Here is a 22,066-nt window from a genome sequence, read left to right on the forward strand (position 1 = left end):
AATCTAGGATGTTAATGTCCTAAACTTTTATTTTTCATCAAAGACGAAGTCGTCATCTGTAAGTGATTCTACGTTTAATGCTATTACGTAACCGTCACCTTTAACACTGAAGAAGTCATGGTTCTTAGTGCTTGTATTTAAAGCATTCTCTATAATCGGATTGAATGCTTTTTCTTCATAGTAAGGTTCGAATCCTAAGTTTGCTAATGCTTTGTTGGCATTATATGTTACATAGTTCATTACGTCATTCGTTAATCCTATTTCATCGTACAACATTTTAGTATATTCGTATTCATTTTTATATAGTAAATCAAGCATACGATACATTTCTCTATCAGCTTTAATTTGTTCGTCTTGTGAAAGTTCATTTTTCAGACTTTGTGCATCTAATCCTGTAAACACACCATGAATCGATTCATCTAATAATATTTTACGAATAATTTCACCTGAAGTTGTCATACGACCTTGTCCAGCTAAATATAAAGGATAATAGAAACCTGAGTAGAATAAGAATGTTTCTAAGAACACACTTGATACCCTAGCCATATATTGATCATATACAGAAGCTTCTTTAGTCCACAGTTTATGGTAGTTTCCTACAATTATATCTGATTTGTATTTTAGATGTGGTTCTTCTACAACCCATGTATCTAATAGTTCGTTTGTTTCGCTAGATGGTAACAATGTTGTGAATATATGAGAATAACTTTTCGCATGTACTTGTTCCATCATGCCCATAAATGAATACACAGCTTTTTTACGTAAATCGCTCGTGTGCATCATTATTAGTGGCATTCCATCATCTGCTTGATGTGTATCTAAACCTGTAAGTCCTGCCAATGCTTTTTTAAATGCATTTTTTTCAGGTTCTGTAAGTGTTTCCCAACTTGCTATATCTTTAGATACTTTAAATTCTGATTCAACCCACATTTGTGAGATGTTTTGACGCCAGAACATATTTGTCATATCTTCTTGTGTATTCCAATTTACTGCCTTCATGTTAGATCTCCTATCTTATTAAAATGATTAAATTGAGCAACTTGTACATTCTTCAACACTTAATAATTTATTACGTGTATAGTAAAGTGATTTCAAACCTTTATGGTGAGCATATACATATAATCTTGAAAGTTCACGTGTAGAAATTTCTGAATTAACATATAAGATTGTAGAAATACCTTGGTCTACGTGCTCTTGAATTGTTGCAATTAAATCAATTAATTTCATTTGATCTGTATTAAATGCTGATTTGTAATACCACATCGTTTCTGGTGATAAGAATGGCATTGGATAGAATGTTTCTGCATTACCATATGTTCTTCTTTCAATTTGGTCTACGATAGGCATTACTGAACTTGTAGCATTTTGCACATATGAAATACTTTGAGTTGGTGCAATAGCAAGTCTGTACGCGTGATATAATCCATTCTCTTTAACCGCTTCTGCTAATGCTTTCCAATCTTCAGCTGTTGGAACGTCAATGCCTTCAAATAATGCTGTAACATTATCAAATTGTGGTTTAATATCATTTTGAATGTATTTTTCAAAATATTTACCTGAAGCATAATCAGATTTATCGAAATCAACATACGTTTCTTGTCTTTCTTTCGCAATTTCCATTGAACGTTGAATAGAATAGTAATTCATAGTCATAAAGAATACATTAGCAAAGTCTTTTGCTTGCTCAGACTCATAGCCAATTTTGTTTTTAGCTAAATAACCATGTAAATTCATAACGCCTAAGCCAACTGAATGTAATTCACTGTTCGCTTTTCTCACACCTGGAGCATTTTTAATTTCTGTATCATCAGAAACAACTGTTAATGCGTCCATTCCGATATGAACTGAATCTTTAAATTTCTTAGATTCCATTACATTCACGATATTTAATGATCCTAAGTTACATGAAATATCACGTTTAATTTCATCTTCTGTTCCGTAATCATTAATAATAGATGTCTCTTGTAATTGGAAAATTTCCGTACATAAGTTACTCATTTTAATTTGACCAATATTTGCGTTCGGATGTACTTTATTCGCATTGTCTTTGAACATCAAATAAGGATAACCTGATTGTAATTGTGTTTGCGCAATTGTATTGAGCATATCACGAGCGTCTTTAGCTTTTTTAATAACATTAGGATTTGCAACAAGCTCATCATAATATTCATCAAGGTTAATATCGTCTAGCGTTACACCATATTCACGTTCAACAGTGTGAGGTGCAAACATATAGAAATCTTTACCTTCTTTAGCAAGATCAAAGAATTTTGAAGGAACGATTAAGCCTGTAGATATTGTTGAAAGTCTAATATCTTCATCAGCGTTAACTTTTTTAGTATCTAAAAATTCTAGTACGTCATAGTGGAAGATGTTTAAATAAACTGCACCTGCACCAGGTCTTTGACCAAGCTGATCAGCATAACTAAATCCACCTTCTAATGATTTCGCAACTGGAAGTACGCCTTTAGCTACCCCTTTAATGCCTTTGATTGCTTCACCACGAGCACGTAATTTAGATAAATTAATAGCTACACCGCCACCAATTTTACTCAATTGTTTAGCAGTTGAATCGATAAAGTTAATTGAATTTAAACTATCATCTGCTTCTAGTAAGAAACAACTGACTAACTCACCACGTCTTGCTCTACCAGCATTTAAGAATGTTGGTGTTGCAGGTTGAATACGTTGTTCGATCATACCTTCAACAAATTGCTTAGCTTGTTTAACATTACCTTTAGCTAAATATAGCGCCACAATAATAACGTGTTCTTTATATGTTTCTAGATATTCGGATTTATCATTAGTCTTTAATGCATAATCTTTGAAAAATTTACTTGCTGACATATAACTTGCAAATTGAAAAGGAATTGAATCTGCAAACTGGTTGATCTCTTTAAGTGATTCTTCACTGTATTCTTTAAATAAATCATAATAGAAGTCTTGATCAACTAAAAAGTGCAAGCGTTCCATTGGATCATTAAATTGGATTGTTTTTTCTGCTATTTCTTCTAAATATACTTCTAAAGCTTCTTGATCTTTTTCAATATCGAAAAAGCCGTCTTCTCTTCTTTTAGTTACTTTATTGTTTAATTCAATATGATTTTTCTGTTGTTTGTTGATCATTTTCATAGAGATTAACCACCTTTTCTTTAAATTCATCTGCTATTTCTTGGTTACCGTGTAATTCAAATTTCATCAATAAAGGGACATGATATTTATTCGCGATTTCTTCACTTGCTTTCGCGAAATTCTGTCCCCAATTTCTATTTCCACTACCTGCTACCGCTCTAAGATGTTGATGATTTACATTCAAGAAATCTTGCACAGTGTCAGGTACTTGGCCGAATCCAATTGTACCTGTAACCATTATAAATGGTTCGTTTATTACATTTGTTTTGTTAGCCTCAGTGAGAGCCATTGTATCAGACAATCCAGCCCTCTGAATGAACCGTCTTACATTACCTGTTAAAGAGTAATAAATTATCTTCATAAACTTTCACCTACCACATATATATACTTAACAAATTGTATTTATAAAATTAAAAATACAAAAATTTTAACACTTTATTCATTTTTGTACTAAATGTGCAAAACACAAGATATAGTGTTCAATTTCTTATGCACATACTATATTGTGTGTTTTATTATAACACTATAAATGATTCATAACACTTATAATACCTTAATTTTTATAAAAAAATAGGCTTGACTTTCCTACATCTTCTAATAAACATTGCTATATCAACATTTAAAAATATCTTTCATTTAAAATTTATATTTAGAATCCAAATGCGTTAACAAGACATATACTTTTTAAAGTGAATTATGATAATATATGTTCATTGATAAAAATTGGAAGGTGTATAAATGAACTCTACAGTTAAAGGAATAATAGCCATACTCATTTCATCAATAGGATTTAGTTTAATGGCTGTATTCTTCAGACTTTCTGGTGACTTACCGGTTTTTCAAAAATCACTCTTTAGAAACCTTATTGCGATGATTGTACCCATTTACTTCGTTATCAAATTTAAAGCACCCTTTTTCGGGAAATTAGAAAACCAACCATTGCTTATATTACGTTCCACACTTGGTTTAATTGGTGTGTTGCTCAATATTTATGCAATCGATCATATGGTTTTAAGTGATGCAGACATGTTAATGAAATTAAATCCATTCTGGACTATACTACTTTGTGCATTGTTTTTAAATGAAAAAGCTCGGAAATATCAAATTATTGCAATGGTTGTTGCAATTGCAGGTGCACTTTTCATCATTAAACCTACATTTGATTCAGATACAACCCCTGCAATTATCGGATTACTATCAGGTATTTTTGCTGCTGGCGCGTACACAGCTTTAAGACCATTAGGACAACGCGAAAAATCTTATACAACAGTTTTTTATTTTTCATTCTTTTCAACAGTCGCATTAATCCCATTTGTCATATTTACATTTGAACCGATGACGACATCACAAGTTATCATATTGTTAATGTCGGGTGTGTTCGCAACAATTGGTCAGTTTGGCATAACAATCGCATATAGTTTTGCCGCTGCTAAAGATATTTCAATATTTGTATATGCATCTGTAATATTTAGTGCTTTACTCGGTTTCATCATATTTAAAGAGGTACCCGATTTATTAAGTTATCTAGGATATATCATTATATTCCTTGCAGGCTATTATATGTTCAGAAAAGCTCAAAGAAATCCAAAACCGAAACAATCCATTTCAAAAGGAGAATCACAATGTCAGAGGGAAGAAATAAAGAAGAATTAAAAGATATCACATTATTAGGGAATCAAAACAATCAATATCATGATCAATATACGCCAGAGGTTTTAGAAGTGTTTGACAACAAACACCAAGGTAGAGATTACTTCGTTAAATTTAATTGTCCAGAATTCACATCATTATGCCCAATCACTGGACAACCGGATTTTGCTACTATTTATATTTCTTATATTCCAAATGTAAAAATGGTAGAATCTAAATCTTTAAAATTATATCTGTTTAGCTTTAGAAACCATGGAGATTTTCACGAAGATTGTATGAATGTCATTATGAATGACTTAATAGAATTAATGGACCCCCATTATATAGAAGTTTTAGGTAAATTTACGCCACGAGGTGGCATTTCAATTGATCCTTATACGAACTACGGTAGACCAGATTCAAAGTATGAAAAAATGGCAGAATATCGCATGATGAATCACGACTTATATCCTGAAAATATAGATAACAGATAATTCATATACCACATCCCTTTATTGCGGATGTGGTTTTTTACTACATAACATTTACATTTTTCACATATATAGACATATTAATCATCTGTAAAAGAAAACGCTTACAAAATTAAATATTTTTTAAATTACGTGTAACCCTTGACGCTACTGTATTTAATTATTTTAAATAATCACTATTGTATGAATATTGTTAATCTTTAACTTGTGTTTATTTTACGAAACGATTACAATTTAACATGTGCTAATTTTAAGTACATCTAAAAAATGAATACAGTTTATTATGAGGGGAAGTAAAAAATGGGTAACAAACATTATACTAAAGAGGAAATTATCCAGAGTACACCGCGTACTGGTTTCTTTGGCCATCCTAAAGGCTTATCAACATTGTTCCTAACTGAATTTTGGGAAAGATTTAGTTATTATGGGATGAAGGCTATTCTTGCCTACTACATTTACTATTCAGTAGCAAAAGGCGGATTTGGCATTGATCAAGGTTTAGCACTTCAAATTGTATCTATCTACGGTGCACTTGTTTATATGAGTGGTGTCATTGGTGGATGGATTGCTGATAGAATTACAGGTACACGACATGCATTATTCTATGGTGGAATACTCATCATGATCGGTCATGTTCTATTATCACTACCGAGCAATTTCACTTTATTATTAGTCGCACTTTTATTCTTAATCATTGGTACAGGACTATTGAAACCTAACATTTCATCAACTGTTGGTTTATTATATGAGAAAAATGATCCAAGATTGGATTCAGCATTTACAATTTTCTACATGTCTATCAACTTAGGTGCATTACTATCACCACTATTAATCGGTTGGTTACAAGTTAACGTTGGTTTCCATGCTGGTTTCGCAGTAGCGGCAGTAGGTATGTTTCTCGGTTTAATCATTTATTTCTTAACAAACAAGAAATATTTAGGTCTAGCTGGTATAGAAGTACCGGATCCGTTAAATTCAGAAGAAAAGAAAAAAATCACAAAAATCGTTGCAATTGTCGTTGTAGTCATCGCAATTGTCTGCGTTATTCTAAGTATATTTGGTCAATTAACATTACCGAACTTTGCGAACTTCATTTCAGTTCTAGGTGTTCTATTACCAATTTATTACTTTATAAAAATTACTGTAAGTAAAAAGACGGAAGATTACGAACGTACACGTGTGTATGCGTACATACCATTATTTATAGCTGCAGTAGCGTTTTGGATGATTCAAGAACAAGGTTCTACAGTATTAGCACAATTTGCAGATACTAAAACACAATTAAGTATGGCTAAACTAACTGGTGGTGCAATTGATTTCAACATACCAGCAGCTTGGTTCCAGTCACTTAACCCGTTCTTCATCATTCTATTCGCACCAATATTCTCAATCTTATGGGTTAAACTAGGTAAGTTCAATCCACCTACTGTTTATAAGTTCTCTATTGGTGTATTCTTAGCAGGTCTTTCATATATCATTATGGTTGTACCTTTATCAAGTGATTCATCATTAATTAACCCAGTATGGTTATTCGCAAGTTTCTTACTAGTAACACTTGGTGAACTTTGTATCTCACCAATCGCTTTATCAACAACAACAAAATTAGCACCAAAAGCATTTACAGCTCAAATGATGAGTGTTTGGTTCTTATCAAATGCTATGGCACAAGGGTTAAATGCTCAAATGGTTAAAGTTTACACGAGTATAAGTTCTAACGATTACTTCTTATACTCAGGTATTTTAGCAATTATTATAGCTATCTTACTTCTAGTAGCTAGTCCAAAAATCAAAACATTGATGGGCGGCATAAAATAGAACTTATCACGAGACTGGGACATAAATATCCATTCTCAAAATAGAAGATCACTTCATTAGGTAAACCTAGTGAAGTGATCTTTTTATATTTTAATATCTTACGATTTTGCTTGTGCATACTTGCCTGGGGGTATGGCTCGAGCCTGTAGTCGAGCGTGTCATACTATTCCCCCGGACGTCCGCACTTTGCAAAATCGTGGAGGAAAGATTATAGAGATTTTTTACTATTTATCATGTGGAGCCTGACTTGATAAATTCACGGATAAATCGCACGAAGACTCAGAAGATATTGTGCGTTTCTGGTAAATTCACGGGTAAAACGCACGAAGACTCAGAAGACTGAAAATGTTTCACAAGAAAACATACGCATTATAAAAAGTGATTCTGTATGTTACTTTCCTTTTTAATATAATTATTTTTTGATTATTCAAAATTTTAGAACTTATTAAAATTTTATTGAATTTTATAATTTATAGAGTTAAAATGTTCTTTAAACTTACCTAATTGGGTGAAGTTTAGAAAGGAAGCGATTTTTTATGAGCAAAATGACGCGAGAGGAAATGGTAGAAACTGTTCCTCAACATGGGTTTTTTGGTCATCCACGTGGATTAGGCATATTATTCTTTGTAGAATTCTGGGAACGTTTTAGTTATTACGGGATGCGTGCGATTTTACTGTATTATTTATACTTTTCTGTTAGTCAAGGTGGGCTTGGATTAGATAAAATCACAGCGCAACAAGTTATGTCAATGTATGGTTCACTCATATTTATGACTGGTATATTAGGTGGATGGGTTGCCGATAGATTACTTGGTTCACGTCGATCATTGATGTACGGAGCCGTACTTATTATGTTAGGCCACGTAGTATTATCATTACCATTTGGTTTAGGTGCATTTTTAATATCTATGATTCTTATTATCGTAGGTTCAGGATTAATGAAACCGAATATTTCAAACGTTGTTGGAGGTTTGTACCACAAGAGCGATAATAGACTGGATGCAGGGTTCGTTATATTCTACATGTCAGTTAACATGGGCGCCTTAATATCACCACTTATTATTGACAAAGTGCGTGTTAGTATAGGATTTCATCAAGGTTTCTCTATCGCAGCATTTGGTATGTTATTAGCTTTAATAGCTTATGTACTATTCCAAAGAAAAAGTCTTGGAGAAGTTGAAAATCATCCTTCTAACCCTTTAAATCATAAAGAAAAGCTGAAATATTCTAAAATATTTACATATAGTGCGATAGGTATTGTTATCCTTTTAGGTATATTATATTCAATTGGACAGCTTACATTTAATTCAATTAGTTTAATCGTATTAATAGTCGGTATCGTTGTACCCTTTATATATTGGGCAATTATGTATCGCAGTCCAGATATCGATGGCACTGAACAATCAAGACTGATAGCATATATACCGCTTTTCTTAGCTTCAGTATTATTCTGGAGCATTCAAGAACAAGGTTCGAACGTACTTGGGGTATTTGCTCAAGAGCACACTCAATTAGATTTAAATGCATATGGTATTAACTTTGTTATACCAGCAGGTTGGTTCCAATCTATAAATCCTTTCTTCATCGTTATATTTGCGCCAGTTATTTCATTCTTGTGGCAAAAGTTAGGAAAATACAATCCATCTACACCACTTAAATTTGTAATTGGTTTAACATTTGCAGGTATTTCATTTATTGCTATGATGATTGCAATGTCCATGCAACAAGCAGAACTGATGAATCCAATATGGTTAATATTTAGCTTCTTCTTATGTGTAATCGGAGAACTGTGTTTATCACCTACTGGATCAAGTGTGTCTGTTAAACTTGCACCAAAAGCATTTTCAGCACAAATGTTAAGTCTTTGGTTCTTAACAAACGCAACAGCACAAGGTATTAACGGTCAACTCGTTAAACTTATAGAACCATTAGGACAACAAAATTACTTCGGACTAATTGGTGCAATTGCAATTGTCGTGGCATTGATTGTATTAGCCATGACACCAAAGATCAAAAAACTTATGCAAGGTATACACTAGTACAACATAAAAATACGACATCAGCTCATTGAGCTTGATGTCGTATTTTTTATTTATTTTGATGATTCTGATACAGTTTCATGATGTTTAGAGTACTCGCCGTTCTCACCTAAGAAATATTCTTCTACTTCTTGCCAGTTTTGAACTTTTGGCCATTTATCATACTCAGCATTGTGATCAGCAGCATACATAATAGCGTGGTTATTAAAGCTTTCTAATTGTTTAGGGTTGTCATCAATTAGATAGTCAGTATTGACGATGCCTTTATCACCGCAGAACACAAAATGTTGTGGTGATAAAAATGGCATATGTTCTCTTAGCCAATCATATTTGTCAGCAAATGAAGTTGGTACGTCCATTGCCGCAGTGACAATATATACGTCATAATATTCATTTAATTTTTGAACGACTTCAATCGCATTCGAAAATACTTCTAAATCTCTGAAGAAGCCATCCTCTCTTAAAATACTCGTAAGAACACCTTGGTGCTCTGGCATCATATTACGTATTTTTGTACCTTTAAGTTCTTCCATTGTTACATTTGAAGCAGTTTCTTCATTGTAACGTCTTAATAATTTTTTAATTGTGTCAGCTAGAACTTCATCCATATCAATACCGATTGTTTGCTTCGTCATTATACCTACTCCTTTATATCTATCAATGTCTACTAGTATATCAAAGAAATTAATGACTTTCCTTTTTTATGAATTATGCGTTTCAAAAAATGTTTCTAATACTTTTAACATTTTATCATTATGTTCACTAAAACCCATCGTAATTCGAACGCCATTTGGAAATGGTCGTGTAATAAATCCTTCTTTGATTAAATAATCATATAATACTTGAGGCTCTTCAGTATTTACATATATAAAATTCGTTTGGCTATCATAAATATGTTCTTTGAAAGAAGCATTTAAAAACTTCTCTATTTCTTGACGATTTTTTTGTGTCATTTCTTTTAAATAAGTTTGGTCTTTTATCGCTGCATCTGCTGCAACTGCAGATAAAGATGTTACGTTAAAAGGCAGTCTCACGATATCTAATTGATCTAATAAAGACTCATTCGCTATCGCATACCCTATACGCTGTGAAGCTAGTCCATACGCTTTAGATAACGTTCTTAACACAACTACTTGGTTATATTTTGATAACAGTTCTAAACTGTTTGGGATATCGTCAGCAACTGCAAACTCTATATACGCTTCATCAATTAACACAATAATGTCATCAGGCACTTTTTTAATAAAAGATTCGATGGCATCATGTGAAAGATATGTACCAGTAGGATTATTAGGATTACATATCCATATTAATTTAGTTTTGTCTGTGATTTGATCATACATAGCATCTAAATCAAAATAACCATCTTTAAGTGGCGTTGTTTTAACTTGTGCACTTTCAATAATGGCATGATGTTTATACTGTCCAAACGTCATATCACTTGTTAATATTTCATCGCCAGGCTCTAAGACAGTTCTTGAAATAATCATAATGACTTCGTCTAAACCTGAACCGAAAAAGATTTGTTCTTTTTTTACATTGAGGAATGTGCTTAATGTTTCTTTCACTTCAAACTGTTTCACTTCTGGATAATAGAATAATTCGTCTAAATTATTTTTAATGGCTTCTTTTACTTTTGGTGAAGGACCATATAAATTTTCATTTGAAGCAAGCTTGACCATTTCTCCATCTATGCCATACTTTCCTTTTAATTGTCTCGGTGATAAACCCGGTTGATATGCCTGTAATTCACTTAACTGTTGCTTCATAATCTAAGACCTCCAAATTGAAATATAAAAAACGGTAAATCGAAATTTACCGTTTTGTAATTTATTAGTATTATAGACCTAATCATTTTCATAAATCAATGGTATTTAGCTAATCAAATCATTCTTCTCTAAATATTCTTTTGCAACTTGATAAGCGTCTTCATCTTTAATCGTTACTCTATAATTCATTTCTTGCATCTCTTCATCCGAAATTTTACCTTTTAGTTTATTCATAGCTTTAACGACATCTGGATGCTCTTTCACAGTTTCTTTCTTCATTAAAGGTGCACCTTGATATGGTGGGAATAGCTTTTTATCATCTTCTAAGACGACCATTCCATATTCTTTAAGTTCAGCATCTGTTGAATATGCATCAATTAAATCAATGTCGTTACTTTCAAGTGCTTGATATCTTAACTTAGGTTCCATTGTTTTGACATCTTTAAAGTTCAAGTCGTATTTTTTCTGAACACCTTTGTATCCATCTTCACGATCATTAAATTCTAATGTGAAACCAGGTCTAATATCATCTTTAACTTTATCCAAATCAGAAATCGTTTTAATATTATGCTTTTCTGCATACTCTTTTTTAACAGCTAAAGCATAAGTATTGTTATATTTCATCGGTTCAAGCAACTGCATGTCGAATTTTTTGTCTAGACTATTGTTAGCTTGATTATAGACATCTTCTTCAGTCGTTGATTCCGGCGTTTCTTTAGTCAATTCTCCTAAAACTGTTCCTGTGAATTCTAAATAACCGTCTATTTCATCAGACTTTAATGCATTAAACAAGAATGATGTTTTACCCATCCCTGCTTTTACTTCTACCGTATTATCAGTTTCTTCTTCTATTAATATTTTGTACATATTCGTAATCACTTCTGGTTCAGACCCTAGTTTGCCAGCTAAAGTAATTTTGTCACCTTTTTGGGCAAATAGAGGTATTGTAACAGACAGTAAGAAAATGATTAATATCGTCCCTAAAATAATTAACGATTTTTTGTATGAAATTTTCTCTAATATTCTTAAAAAGACATCAAAGAAAATTGCTAATATTGCAGCTGGAATCGCACCTAACAATATTAATGAGGTATTATTTCTATCGATACCTAAAAGAATTAAATCTCCGAGTCCACCAGCGCCAATTAACGCTGCTAAAGTCGCAGTACCAATGATGAGTACCATAGCAGTTCTAATACCAGCCATCATAACAGGCATAGCAAGCGGTAATTCAACTTTAGACAACCTTCGTCCTGTTTTCATACCAATGCCTCGTGCCGCTTCAATAAGTGATGGATCGACTTCTTTAATACCGGTATATGTATTCCTTAAAATTGGCAATAATGCATATATAACAAGTGCAATAATTGCAGGAAGACGTCCGATCCCAAACAATGGAATCATTAAACCTAGCAATGCTAGTGATGGAATTGTTTGTAACACAGCAGCTATATTAATAATAACTTCTGCTAATTTTTTAGTTTTAGTAAGTAATATACCGAGTGGCACTGCGATCACAACAGCTATTAACAACGCAATAAATGACAGCTGTATATGTTCTAATAATGTCTCTAATAATTGACCTTTTCTGCTTGCAAGCGTTTCGAATAATGCATTCATTATGAAACACCTCTATTCTTTTCAGCCAAATAGCTAAATACATATTGTCTTGTCACAATATGGCTAGGAACATTGTCCCCTTTATCCATGATGATTGCTTCATGTTCAGCTAATAATCCATATACGTCATCAATCGTGTGAGATGGTTCTACTTTTGGATACTGTTCAATGGATTCTATATGTACTTCTGATATAGGTTGTGCAATATCACCGAGTTTAACTTGTTTCAATACATGTGTATCTACATTACCAATAAATGATTTTACGAAATCATTTTTAGGTCGGTGTATAAAGTCTTCTGTCGTTCCAATTTGTTCTATATGACCTTGATTTAACAAACAAATGCGGTCTCCCATTTTCATTGCTTCCTCAATATCATGCGTTACAAAGACGATTGTTTTTTTAATTTTAGATTGTAGCTTTAACAAATCATCTTGTAAATTCTTTCTGCTTAATGGATCCAATGCACTAAATGGTTCATCCATTAATATAACAGGCGGATCTGCAGCAAGCGCACGTATCACACCTATACGTTGTTGTTGTCCACCAGATAGTTCTCTAGGATATCGATCTCTAAATGTATCGGGTTCTAAACCTACCATGTTTAATAATTCATCTACTCGATTAGCGATATCTTTCTTTTTCCATTTTTTCATTTCTGGAACTTGCGCGATATTTTCTTTAATCGTCATGTGCGGAAACAGCGCGATTTGCTGAAGTACATAGCCTATATCCCATCTCATTTCTGAAACGTCATAATCGCTAATTTGTTTATCGTTAAAATATATATACCCTTCCGATAATGGTATAAGTCTGTTAATCATTTTAAGTGTAGTCGTTTTCCCGCAACCTGATGGTCCAATTAGAACAAAAAATTCACCTTCGTTAATGTTGAAACTCACATTATCTACTGCTTTTTTATCCCCGTATATCTTTGAAACAGCTTCAAATTTGATCATTCATAGACACCACATTTCTATTTATTGTCTGTAACGCATTTTACTCTTTCATTATTTACCCTAATTTCACAATAAAATGCCTATCATCATTTAAATTGGTTGCTTGTAACTTTTGATTGTGTCGATAAATATCGGACAATAATGTTTCAACTTATAGCTACCTATTCCATCTATTAAAATCATTTCTTTTTTAGATTCTGGTAACCTTTTCGCAAACTGTTCTAGAATTTGATCTGAGAATATAGACAAAGGTGATACTTCTAATTCTTTACTCAAATCTTTCCTTACTTCAATTAATCGTTCAAATAGAGCACGATCGACATCTGCAATTGTTTGAATATCAACTATTTCTTTAGGCTTAGATTTGAATGGCGTTGTCATAATTTCAACATTCCCTCTAAGCACTTCCATAGCGTCTTGGTCTACACTTAATATCTCTTTATGCTCATTTAAATAACCTTTGTAACGTAACTCATCTAATAAATGGTGACATTCATTGGTTGTATAGTCTTTTAAGATACCGTACGTACTTAGTTCATTGTATCCTAATGAGGAAATTTGAGGTGTTTGTTCTCCCCTCAATACTTGTATGATCATATTTCGTTTTTCTTTTTGTTTTAATCTTGCGACACAACTTAATATTTTTTGTGCTTCCGTTGTCATATTATATGACTTTTCAGATTGAATACAGCTTGAACATCTGCCACATTCTTCTAATTTTTCATCTGGATTGAAGTAATGAATCATCATAGCTTCTAAACATTTAGTTGTCTTCGTATATTGAATCATTTGTCTAAGTTTTTCGCCTTGTTTTTCTTTATATTCATCATCAGCTGGGCTTGATGATATAAAGAATTTTTGAAGATCAATATCTCTGTCTGAGAACAGCAAAATACATTCACTCTCTAATTGATCTCGGCCTGCTCTACCCGCTTCTTGATAATAAGATTCAATATCTTGTGGCATATTATAGTGAATGACAAACCTGACGTTAGATTTATCAATCCCCATACCAAACGCATTCGTAGCGATAGCTAGTTTGATATCATCTTCAATAAATTTACGTTGTGCACGCTCTCTTTCGTCTTTAGGTAAGCCTGCATGGTACATAACATTCTGTATATCCAAATCATCTAATGTTTCACTCAACTGCTCTACTTGTTTTCTAGTAGAACAATAAATAATACCTGAATGTTTAATATTACTTTTCACATAATCTTTAACAAAATTGAGCCTTTGATACGTATTATTCACTTTAAATGTTAAGTTTTCACGTTTAATAGATGTTTCAACAACATCATTTTCAGCTATGCCCAATTTTTGAGAGATATCTGCTTGTACTTCTTTAGTCGCTGTTGCAGTTAAAGCCACGAGCCTAAAGTGATGAGGTAAACTCATAACATGTTTTATGACCTCTTGGTAACTCGGTCTAAAATCATGTCCCCATTTAGAAATACAATGTGCCTCATCAAACGCTATAAGTTGAACATTACACTTGTTAATCATTTGAATAAACTGCGGTTGGTTAAATCGTTCTGGTGCAATATATAGAAAATCTAACTGCCCTGAAACGAGTTCATGCTCTACTCTCTTCTTTTCCTTACTCGTTAAAGTACTATTTAAAAATTCAGCTTTAATCCCCATCGATTTTAAGCTATCAACTTGGTCTTTCATTAAAGAAATCAGTGGACTAATGACAATTGTGAGTCCATCTAAATATAGACCTGGCACTTGATAACAAATTGATTTACCGCCACCAGTAGGCATAACGCCTAAAGTAGGACGATGATTAATGACTTTATCTATAATTTCTTTCTGTCCATCTCTAAATTGCTGATATCCGAAATACTCTTTTAAAATATTTTGCATCTATATTTACACCTCTATACGCTTATAATCTGTCTGATAAGGATGACCAACGCTTATAATCTTCTTCGTATTGCGCTTCAATTGATGTTTTTTCATTTGTCAGTTCGTTTAACTTTTCATAATTTGTCGCATGTTCAACCATTTCTTGTTCAATCTTTTCTAATCTTGTTTCAATATATTCAATATTCTCTTCTAGTTGTTCAAGTTCTCGTTTTTCTTTAAATGATAATCTACCAGTTGGTTTAGATTTCGATTCAGCTTTTTGTGCTTCTTTATGTTGTTGTGAAGATTTTTTATCAACCGTTCTTTTGTACGCTAAATAATCTTCAAAAGTACCTAACATTGGTTCGATTTGTTTGTCATGAATATACCAATATTTATTAGCCACTTTATTTAAAAAGTATCTATCATGGCTTACAGTTATAACTGTTCCACCAAATTCATTAATATAAGCTTCAAGTATCGTTAATGTTTCAGTGTCTAGATCATTTGTTGGTTCATCTAAAATTAATACATTAGGCTCATGTACTAACAATTTAAGTAGATATAGTCTCTTCTGTTCGCCACCTGACAGCTTATTAATTCGAGTGCCATGCGTTTGACTAGGAAATAGAAATCTTTCAAGCAACTGGGTAACTGATACAACTGTCCCATCTTTCTCTTTCGCTACTTCACTTTCTTCTCTCAAGTAATCAATCATTCTTTCGTCAGAAGTTAAACTTTCGTCTTGCTGTTTAAAGTATGCTATTTTAACCGTTTGACCTGTAATCAAGTTACCGTCAAATGTTTGGTCTAAGCCACTTATAATGTTAAGCAATGTTGTTTTACCTGCTCCATTTTCCCCAACAATTCCAATTCTATCGCCCTTTTGTATAATTGTTGTAAATGGATCAAATAAAGTTCTGTCACCTATTGATTTAGAGACATCCTCTAATTCAAAGACTTGTTTACCTAAACGTGAGTGCGCTAAATTTAAACTTGCCTCTCCTTGTGTCTTTTTATTAGACAAATCATCTTCTAAATCATTAAATCTGTTGATTCTTGCTTGTTGTTTAGTTGAACGAGCTTTAGCGCCTTGTCTCATCCAGTGTAATTCTTGTTTATAAAGCGCTTTTTTCTTAACATTTTGTTGAGCTTCTATCTCTTCTTTCTCAGCTCTTGCTTCAATATAAGACTCATAGTTACCTGGATAGCTTGTCAATTTACCATTTGAAAGTTCTACAATTCTAGTAGAAACTTGATTTAAAAAGTGACGATCATGTGTAACAAACATGATTGTATGAGGATATTGTTTTACATAATTAACGAGCCATTCAATTCCTTCAATATCTAAATGGTTTGTTGGTTCATCTAATAATAATAAATCTGGTTTACGTATCAATTCTTTTGCTAGTGCAACTCTTTTTTGTTGACCACCGCTTAATGTCGATATTTTTTTAAGATAGTCATTTATACCTAGTTTTGATAGAATGGTTTTAACGTCTGCACTGTAATCCCATGCATTTAATCGATCCATATCCGATTGGTATTTCATCATAAGATCTAAATCTTTAGGATCGGCAGTCTGTTGATATTGATTTAAAGCGTTTTCGTATTGGGCAATGACTTTTGTCATTTCAGTTTCATTATTCAACACTTCATCTATTACAGTTAAAGTCGCATCGAGTTCGGGTTTCTGGCTCGCATATGCTATTTCATATTGATTAGGATAAGATATTTTCGCATCATAATCGTCATCAATATTTGCTATCACTTTAAGCAAAGTACTCTTACCTGTTCCATTTATACCAACGAGTCCAATGCGCTCTTTGTATGAAACGGATAAATCTAAATCATCAAAAATAACCTTGTCACCGTATTGCTTATTAAGTTTTTCAATTTTATATGCTTCCATGAATTAACACCCTTTAATTTTCTCAGTTTTCAATTAATATATTATACACTTTTTTTCACACAAAAGATATGAAGGAGCAAAAACTATGCAAGACTTTTTTATAGAACTACCACCATATTTACAAGCATTATTTGCAGGTATCATCACATGGCTGTTAACTGCATTCGGTGCATCGTTCGTTTATTTGTTTAAAGATATAGATACAAAAGTAATCAATACTATGCAAGGATTTGCAGCAGGTGTCATGATTGCAGCTAGTTTTTGGTCATTATTACAACCTTCGATAGAGCAAAGTTCTAACTCAGCCATGCCATGGTTGCCAGCAGCAATCGGCTTTTTATTAGGTGGATTGTTCATTAGACTATTAGACTTCGTCATACCGCATGCACATCAAAACGCAGTCGATAAAAGTCAAAAAGTAGAAGGCCCTGATACTCAATTAGGAAAGAACACATTACTATTTTTAGCCATTACACTACATAATATTCCAGAAGGTATGGCAATAGGTGTAGCTTTTGGTGGGGTCGCAACCGGTAATAATGGTGCCACTTTATTAGGTGCACTCGGCTTAGCAATAGGTATTGGTATTCAAAATATTCCAGAAGGTGCAGCACTTTCAATGCCAATACGAGCTTCAGGATTAACAAGATGGAAGTCATTCAACTATGGTCAAGCTTCAGCATTGGTTGAACCAGTATTCGCGATGTTAGGCGCATTACTTGTCGTCATCGCCGCACCTGTATTACCATATGCACTCGCATTTGCAGCCGGCGCAATGATATTCGTAGTTGTAGAAGAATTAATACCTGAATCACAATCTGGCAATAATACAGACTTAGCAACGTTAGGACTCATGGGCGGTTTTACGATCATGATGATACTAGACGTTGCATTAGGTTAATCAAGTCTCTATACAAAAACAAACCCAATCGTGAAAACGATTGGGTTTGTTTCTTTTTTTATTCTTCTTGATAGCCATTACCTGGTTTATACTCATAGTCTGATGGCTTAATTTTCTTGAAGTCTGGATTGTCGTAGAATCGGAATAAGTCTCCGTGTAATAACTGATCGGATAATTCCAGTTCTTTTTCTACATTATTTTTATTTTTCTCTAAATCTTTAGGTTTCGTCTTCATAGGTTGGTTTGTCTTGTTGTCATAAACTGCACTACCTATCGATTTATATTTCGGCGTGATAAAGTCACCATTTCTAAATGCGACTGTTTCATCATGTCCTTTAGATAATAAATCTGTTCCGAACATCAGATAGTTATTTGATTTTATACCTAATACATCTAATAAAGTAGGCATAACGTCAACTTGACCACCATATCTTTCATCAACGCCACCTTCTAAACCTGGAACTTTCATGAAGAATGGTGTTCTGTTTAAGTCCATAAATTTAGCTGGTGTGATTTCATCTTCACCTAATAAGTTAGCCATCGCTTTATTATGGTTCTCTGAAATACCATAATGGTCACCATATATGATGATAACTGAATCATCGTATAAGCCTTCTTTTTTAAGTTGCGTCATAAATTTCTCTAGTGATTCATCTAAATAACGTGCAGTTTGGATATAACCATCTAATGTTGCACTACCCGTATCTGGTTTCTCGATTGTTGCGTCTTCCGGACTCACCGTAAATGGGTAATGATTCGTTAACGTAATTAAATGAGAATAGAAAGGTTGTTTTTGTTCTTTTAAGTGCGCAATAGATTCATCAAAGAATACTTCATCTTTTAAACCTAAGTTTTCAAGATTTTTTTGTTGCATATCATAATAAGTTGCATCGTAGAACTTATCTACACCAAAATGTTTGTACACTTGATCTCTATTCCAGAATGTTTTGTAATCCCCATGCATGACAGAAGTTTCATAACCACCTCGCTGGTTTAATATAGCTGGTAATGATTGATAAGTGTTGTCACCTTTCAGTGAGAACGCCGAACCTTGTGGCAGACCATAAATACTATTATCCATCGTTAATTCGGAATCGGCTGTTTTACCTTGACCAGTTTGATGGAAGAAGTTTGGATAATATTTATAATCTTTATTACCTTTAGCTAACGAGTTTAAATAAGGTGTTACTTCTTCACCGTTCACTTTGAAATCGATTAAGAAGGATTGGAAACTTTCTAAATGAATCTTAATGACATTCTTATCTTTAGCAATACCAAATGTTTCTTTGTTAGGTTCTTGATATTTTTGTTTCGTATAGTTTTTAACTTCAGTTAAATCATCTTCACTTGCTAAAGCTTTTTGTGAATTATTTTGAATCGTTTTGACACCATCATATACAGTGAAGTTATATGGTCCTAAATATTTAACTAAATATTTATGGTCAAATGTTCTTGTTAATAATTCTGGTCTATCTGACTCTGCAAAAGCTAAGTTTAAGAAAAATAATGCAACTGCTACACCCATAACAACGGGCACAAATTTTTTCGGAAATGCTTTCGTCGTAAACCATTTACTTTTAAAAATAAGTACAAATAAGAATACAATAGTATCTATGAAATATATAAAATCGTACCAAGAGAACGAACTATATACAGCACCAGACATCGATTCAACATTACTTACTTGATTCAAAGTACTGAATGTTAAGAAATCTGAAAAGAATCTGAAGTATACTACGTTCGCATAAAGTAAGAACGTTAATACAAATCCCATGATAAAAATAAACCAAAATGACTTTTTCCCTTTAAAGAATAAGAACACACTTAAAATTAAAGCGATTAAGCTATATGGGTTCATTAATAAAATCAAATTCTGTACGAGACCCTTTACCCCGAGTGACAAATCTACATAATAGGCAAAATATGTCTTTAAAGCGATTGCTAAAATAGTAAGCAAGAAGAATGTAAAGACGCCTATCTTCCTATTTTTCGTTTTCATACCTTTCCTCCGTATCTCAACTCAAATCAATTTTCATTATTATATCGTTACATATTATTGAAGGTTGTAATATTCTCGTAATATTTTATGCTCAGTATTATAATTTATACTACTTCACAATAAATTTCAACTAAAAACCATAAATAAAAGCAAAAAATGTGTAAAAAGTGCATGATGCAGACACAATTTACACATGTGAATTATTTATTTAATTCTTCATTCAATTTATATCTTATACCTGTTTTAATTTGTTTAACAAACTGAGCATGTTTTTTCATATTTAATTCCGCTTCTTGAATCGTTAACTTCTTAAAAATCATTTTAGAGCCTTGCTTTTTTTGTGCTAGTTTATCGATATGATACGAAGCAATCGTTCCAATTTGAGGATAACTCGATAATGATTGATGATCATTCAGCATCACAACTGGTTGGTTCTCTTGGTTTAGTAACACAGTGCCTTTTTTAACACTTAAAAATGACTGATCAACAATTTTTCGATTAATAACCGACTTACCTTCTAATGTTAATCCTGTTCGATTAAAACGATTTGATACTTTATAAACTTGGTTTTCAAGATGTTTTATTTCTTCTGCATTAAAATGTGTCATACCTTCTCCGGAAATAACATGAAAAATATCTGTATAGTAATTTAAAGCTAACGTATATTGATCAATGCCCCAAGCAGTCGTTTCAGTGACTTCTAAGTTCTCAAACAGTTTCTTTTGAATCGCTGTGTAATTTCTACACAATTCTATTTCGTCGCCTTCTTGGAGTGTGCGGCCTTTAAAGCCACCCATTTCCAATCGAATACTCGTCGACTTAGATCCTAACCATTCTTCTGCAACAATGCCACCAGCAATAGCTAAGTATCCTCTAGTACCTTTTGAAGTTTCACCAAAGCTGAGTACCTCACCTTTATTCATTAAATGGATTTTGTATGGCGTTATTTTTTTATGATCTTTATATGCTGGAAAATTCGCACCTGTAAAAGCGATCAATGTTGGTTCAGTAAATTGAATGCTCGGCAACTTAATTGTCATTTCTATTAATGCTTCTTCCTCATCATTTCCAACTAGCATATTGGCTAATCTATGATTGAGTTGATCGATAGAACCATTTTTTACAATGCCTATATGTTGATATTTTTGTCTACCTAAGTCTTGTATTGAAGTGTATAGTCCAGACTCTCTTATAATTACTGACATGGCTTATACCCTCCATCCTTACTTGGTAAATCATCAACTACATTTAAAATGACATCATCAACTACATTTAAAATGACATCATCACCAAATTTAAGTTTGCACTCACTACTTTTTCTATCAAATATGTCAACATTCGTCCAACCAATTACCGGCCAGTCCCCGCTCGTATCCGTAGTTGTAATAAATAATTTATCTTTTTCTATGCATAAAGAGCCTTTAGGAATAAATTGTTTATAGTTGCAGTTGTCTGAATATAAACGGTGGCTTAATCCAGATAAATAAGGGCATCCCGGAGTGTGTCCTATCATTGAAACAAAATAAGTTCTCGATTCAAGCACTTGTCTTTGTTCTTCTTCTGATAAGTTCGTTAAATGATTAAAATCAGGACCATATTTACCGCCAATTACAACATCTATTAATATTGATTTTTTTATAACTTCTCTATGATTCAAGTCTTTCTTCTTCTGATAAATAATACGTTCAACAAATTCTGTCATAAATTTATATGGTTCATTTATATTATGATTCATCATCATACTATATGGATGATAAACGACCATTAAACTACTTTCACTTGGAATAACCTCATCAATAAAAGGCATATCTTGATTTAATATTTCTAATCTAAATTCATTTATTTCATGCGTTAACTGTCTTGAAGGTTCACGATCACTTATTACTGTTAGAGCAGAATCCCCTTTAGGATATATGCGCATTAAAGACACCTCATTCTATTTTGCTGTA

At 32.8% G+C, this 22,066-nt stretch carries 17 protein-coding genes; 5 read left to right on the plus strand and 12 right to left on the minus strand.

Annotated features, from left to right (window positions below; all coding sequences use genetic code 11):
- Positions 1 to 27 precede the first annotated feature (27 nt).
- Genes nrdF through nrdI form a run of 3 tightly spaced genes read right to left on the minus strand, consistent with a single transcriptional unit; the run spans position 28 to position 3,493 of the window.
- Positions 28 to 999: a class 1b ribonucleoside-diphosphate reductase subunit beta gene (nrdF, locus tag LQ598_RS06925; RefSeq protein ID WP_016911807.1), complete on the minus strand. Its 972-nt coding sequence runs from the start codon at positions 997 to 999 to the stop codon at positions 28 to 30.
- A 27-nt stretch (positions 1,000 to 1,026) separates the two neighbouring features.
- The gene (gene nrdE, locus LQ598_RS06930; protein ID WP_016911808.1) at positions 1,027 to 3,132 is read right to left on the minus strand and encodes a class 1b ribonucleoside-diphosphate reductase subunit alpha; all 2,106 of its coding nucleotides are present in this window, start codon (positions 3,130 to 3,132) and stop codon (positions 1,027 to 1,029) included.
- Positions 3,095 to 3,493, minus strand: a complete 399-nt coding sequence (nrdI, locus tag LQ598_RS06935; RefSeq protein WP_016911809.1) for a class Ib ribonucleoside-diphosphate reductase assembly flavoprotein NrdI — start codon at positions 3,491 to 3,493, stop codon at positions 3,095 to 3,097. Before nrdI ends, nrdE begins: the two co-directional genes overlap by 38 nt.
- Positions 3,494 to 3,870: 377 nt before the next feature.
- Between nrdI and LQ598_RS06940 the strand changes: the two genes are divergently transcribed.
- The 4 genes from LQ598_RS06940 (at position 3,871) to LQ598_RS06955 (ending at position 9,106) form a co-directional block, all read left to right on the plus strand.
- The gene (locus tag LQ598_RS06940; RefSeq protein ID WP_192977891.1) at positions 3,871 to 4,785 is read left to right on the plus strand and encodes a DMT family transporter; all 915 of its coding nucleotides are present in this window, start codon (positions 3,871 to 3,873) and stop codon (positions 4,783 to 4,785) included.
- The gene (gene queF, locus LQ598_RS06945; RefSeq protein WP_016911811.1) at positions 4,755 to 5,255 is read left to right on the plus strand and encodes a preQ(1) synthase; all 501 of its coding nucleotides are present in this window, start codon (positions 4,755 to 4,757) and stop codon (positions 5,253 to 5,255) included. Before LQ598_RS06940 ends, queF begins: the two co-directional genes overlap by 31 nt.
- Before the next feature lie 297 nt (positions 5,256 to 5,552).
- Positions 5,553 to 7,067, plus strand: a complete 1,515-nt coding sequence (locus tag LQ598_RS06950; RefSeq protein WP_107536437.1) for a peptide MFS transporter — start codon at positions 5,553 to 5,555, stop codon at positions 7,065 to 7,067.
- Between the two features lie 536 nt (positions 7,068 to 7,603).
- The gene (locus LQ598_RS06955; protein WP_192978068.1) at positions 7,604 to 9,106 is read left to right on the plus strand and encodes a peptide MFS transporter; all 1,503 of its coding nucleotides are present in this window, start codon (positions 7,604 to 7,606) and stop codon (positions 9,104 to 9,106) included.
- A 53-nt stretch (positions 9,107 to 9,159) separates the two neighbouring features.
- Here LQ598_RS06955 and LQ598_RS06960 read toward each other — a convergent pair whose 3' ends face one another.
- From LQ598_RS06960 to LQ598_RS06985, 6 genes are all read right to left on the minus strand, one after another.
- Positions 9,160 to 9,741, minus strand: a complete 582-nt coding sequence (locus LQ598_RS06960) for a 5' nucleotidase, NT5C type (protein ID WP_239745384.1) — start codon at positions 9,739 to 9,741, stop codon at positions 9,160 to 9,162.
- Positions 9,742 to 9,807: 66 nt separating this feature from the next.
- The gene (gene hisC / locus LQ598_RS06965; protein WP_239745385.1) at positions 9,808 to 10,875 is read right to left on the minus strand and encodes a histidinol-phosphate transaminase; all 1,068 of its coding nucleotides are present in this window, start codon (positions 10,873 to 10,875) and stop codon (positions 9,808 to 9,810) included.
- A gap of 105 nt (positions 10,876 to 10,980) precedes the next feature.
- The gene (locus LQ598_RS06970; RefSeq protein ID WP_192978066.1) at positions 10,981 to 12,495 is read right to left on the minus strand and encodes an ABC transporter permease/substrate-binding protein; all 1,515 of its coding nucleotides are present in this window, start codon (positions 12,493 to 12,495) and stop codon (positions 10,981 to 10,983) included.
- Complete coding sequence (locus LQ598_RS06975) at positions 12,495 to 13,454, minus strand: ABC transporter ATP-binding protein (protein WP_103323517.1); 960 nt, start codon at positions 13,452 to 13,454, stop codon at positions 12,495 to 12,497. Before LQ598_RS06975 ends, LQ598_RS06970 begins: the two co-directional genes overlap by 1 nt.
- A gap of 90 nt (positions 13,455 to 13,544) precedes the next feature.
- On the minus strand, positions 13,545 to 15,323 hold the full coding sequence (recQ, locus tag LQ598_RS06980; protein ID WP_016911775.1) for a DNA helicase RecQ: 1,779 nt from the start codon (positions 15,321 to 15,323) through the stop codon (positions 13,545 to 13,547).
- Between the two features lie 22 nt (positions 15,324 to 15,345).
- Positions 15,346 to 17,217 (minus strand): ABC-F family ATP-binding cassette domain-containing protein, encoded by a 1,872-nt coding sequence (locus LQ598_RS06985; RefSeq protein ID WP_192978065.1) that lies wholly within the window; start codon positions 17,215 to 17,217, stop codon positions 15,346 to 15,348.
- A gap of 85 nt (positions 17,218 to 17,302) precedes the next feature.
- Between LQ598_RS06985 and LQ598_RS06990 the strand changes: the two genes are divergently transcribed.
- Positions 17,303 to 18,118: a ZIP family metal transporter gene (locus LQ598_RS06990; protein ID WP_016911777.1), complete on the plus strand. Its 816-nt coding sequence runs from the start codon at positions 17,303 to 17,305 to the stop codon at positions 18,116 to 18,118.
- Between the two features lie 58 nt (positions 18,119 to 18,176).
- Here the strand turns inward: LQ598_RS06990 and ltaS are convergent, their stop codons facing one another.
- From ltaS to LQ598_RS07005, 3 genes are all read right to left on the minus strand, one after another.
- Entirely contained in the window at positions 18,177 to 20,117 is a 1,941-nt protein-coding gene (gene ltaS / locus LQ598_RS06995; protein WP_103322609.1) for a polyglycerol-phosphate lipoteichoic acid synthase LtaS, read from the minus strand.
- Between the two features lie 200 nt (positions 20,118 to 20,317).
- Complete coding sequence (locus tag LQ598_RS07000; RefSeq protein ID WP_016911779.1) at positions 20,318 to 21,322, minus strand: 5-oxoprolinase subunit C family protein; 1,005 nt, start codon at positions 21,320 to 21,322, stop codon at positions 20,318 to 20,320.
- On the minus strand, positions 21,313 to 22,038 hold the full coding sequence (locus LQ598_RS07005; protein ID WP_239745386.1) for a carboxyltransferase domain-containing protein: 726 nt from the start codon (positions 22,036 to 22,038) through the stop codon (positions 21,313 to 21,315). The genes LQ598_RS07000 and LQ598_RS07005 overlap by 10 nt, the downstream gene beginning before the upstream one ends.
- Positions 22,039 to 22,066 lie beyond the last annotated feature (28 nt).

It is taken from the genome of Mammaliicoccus sp. F-M27, from assembly GCF_022387115.1.
Lineage (GTDB): Bacteria > Bacillota > Bacilli > Staphylococcales > Staphylococcaceae > Mammaliicoccus > Mammaliicoccus vitulinus.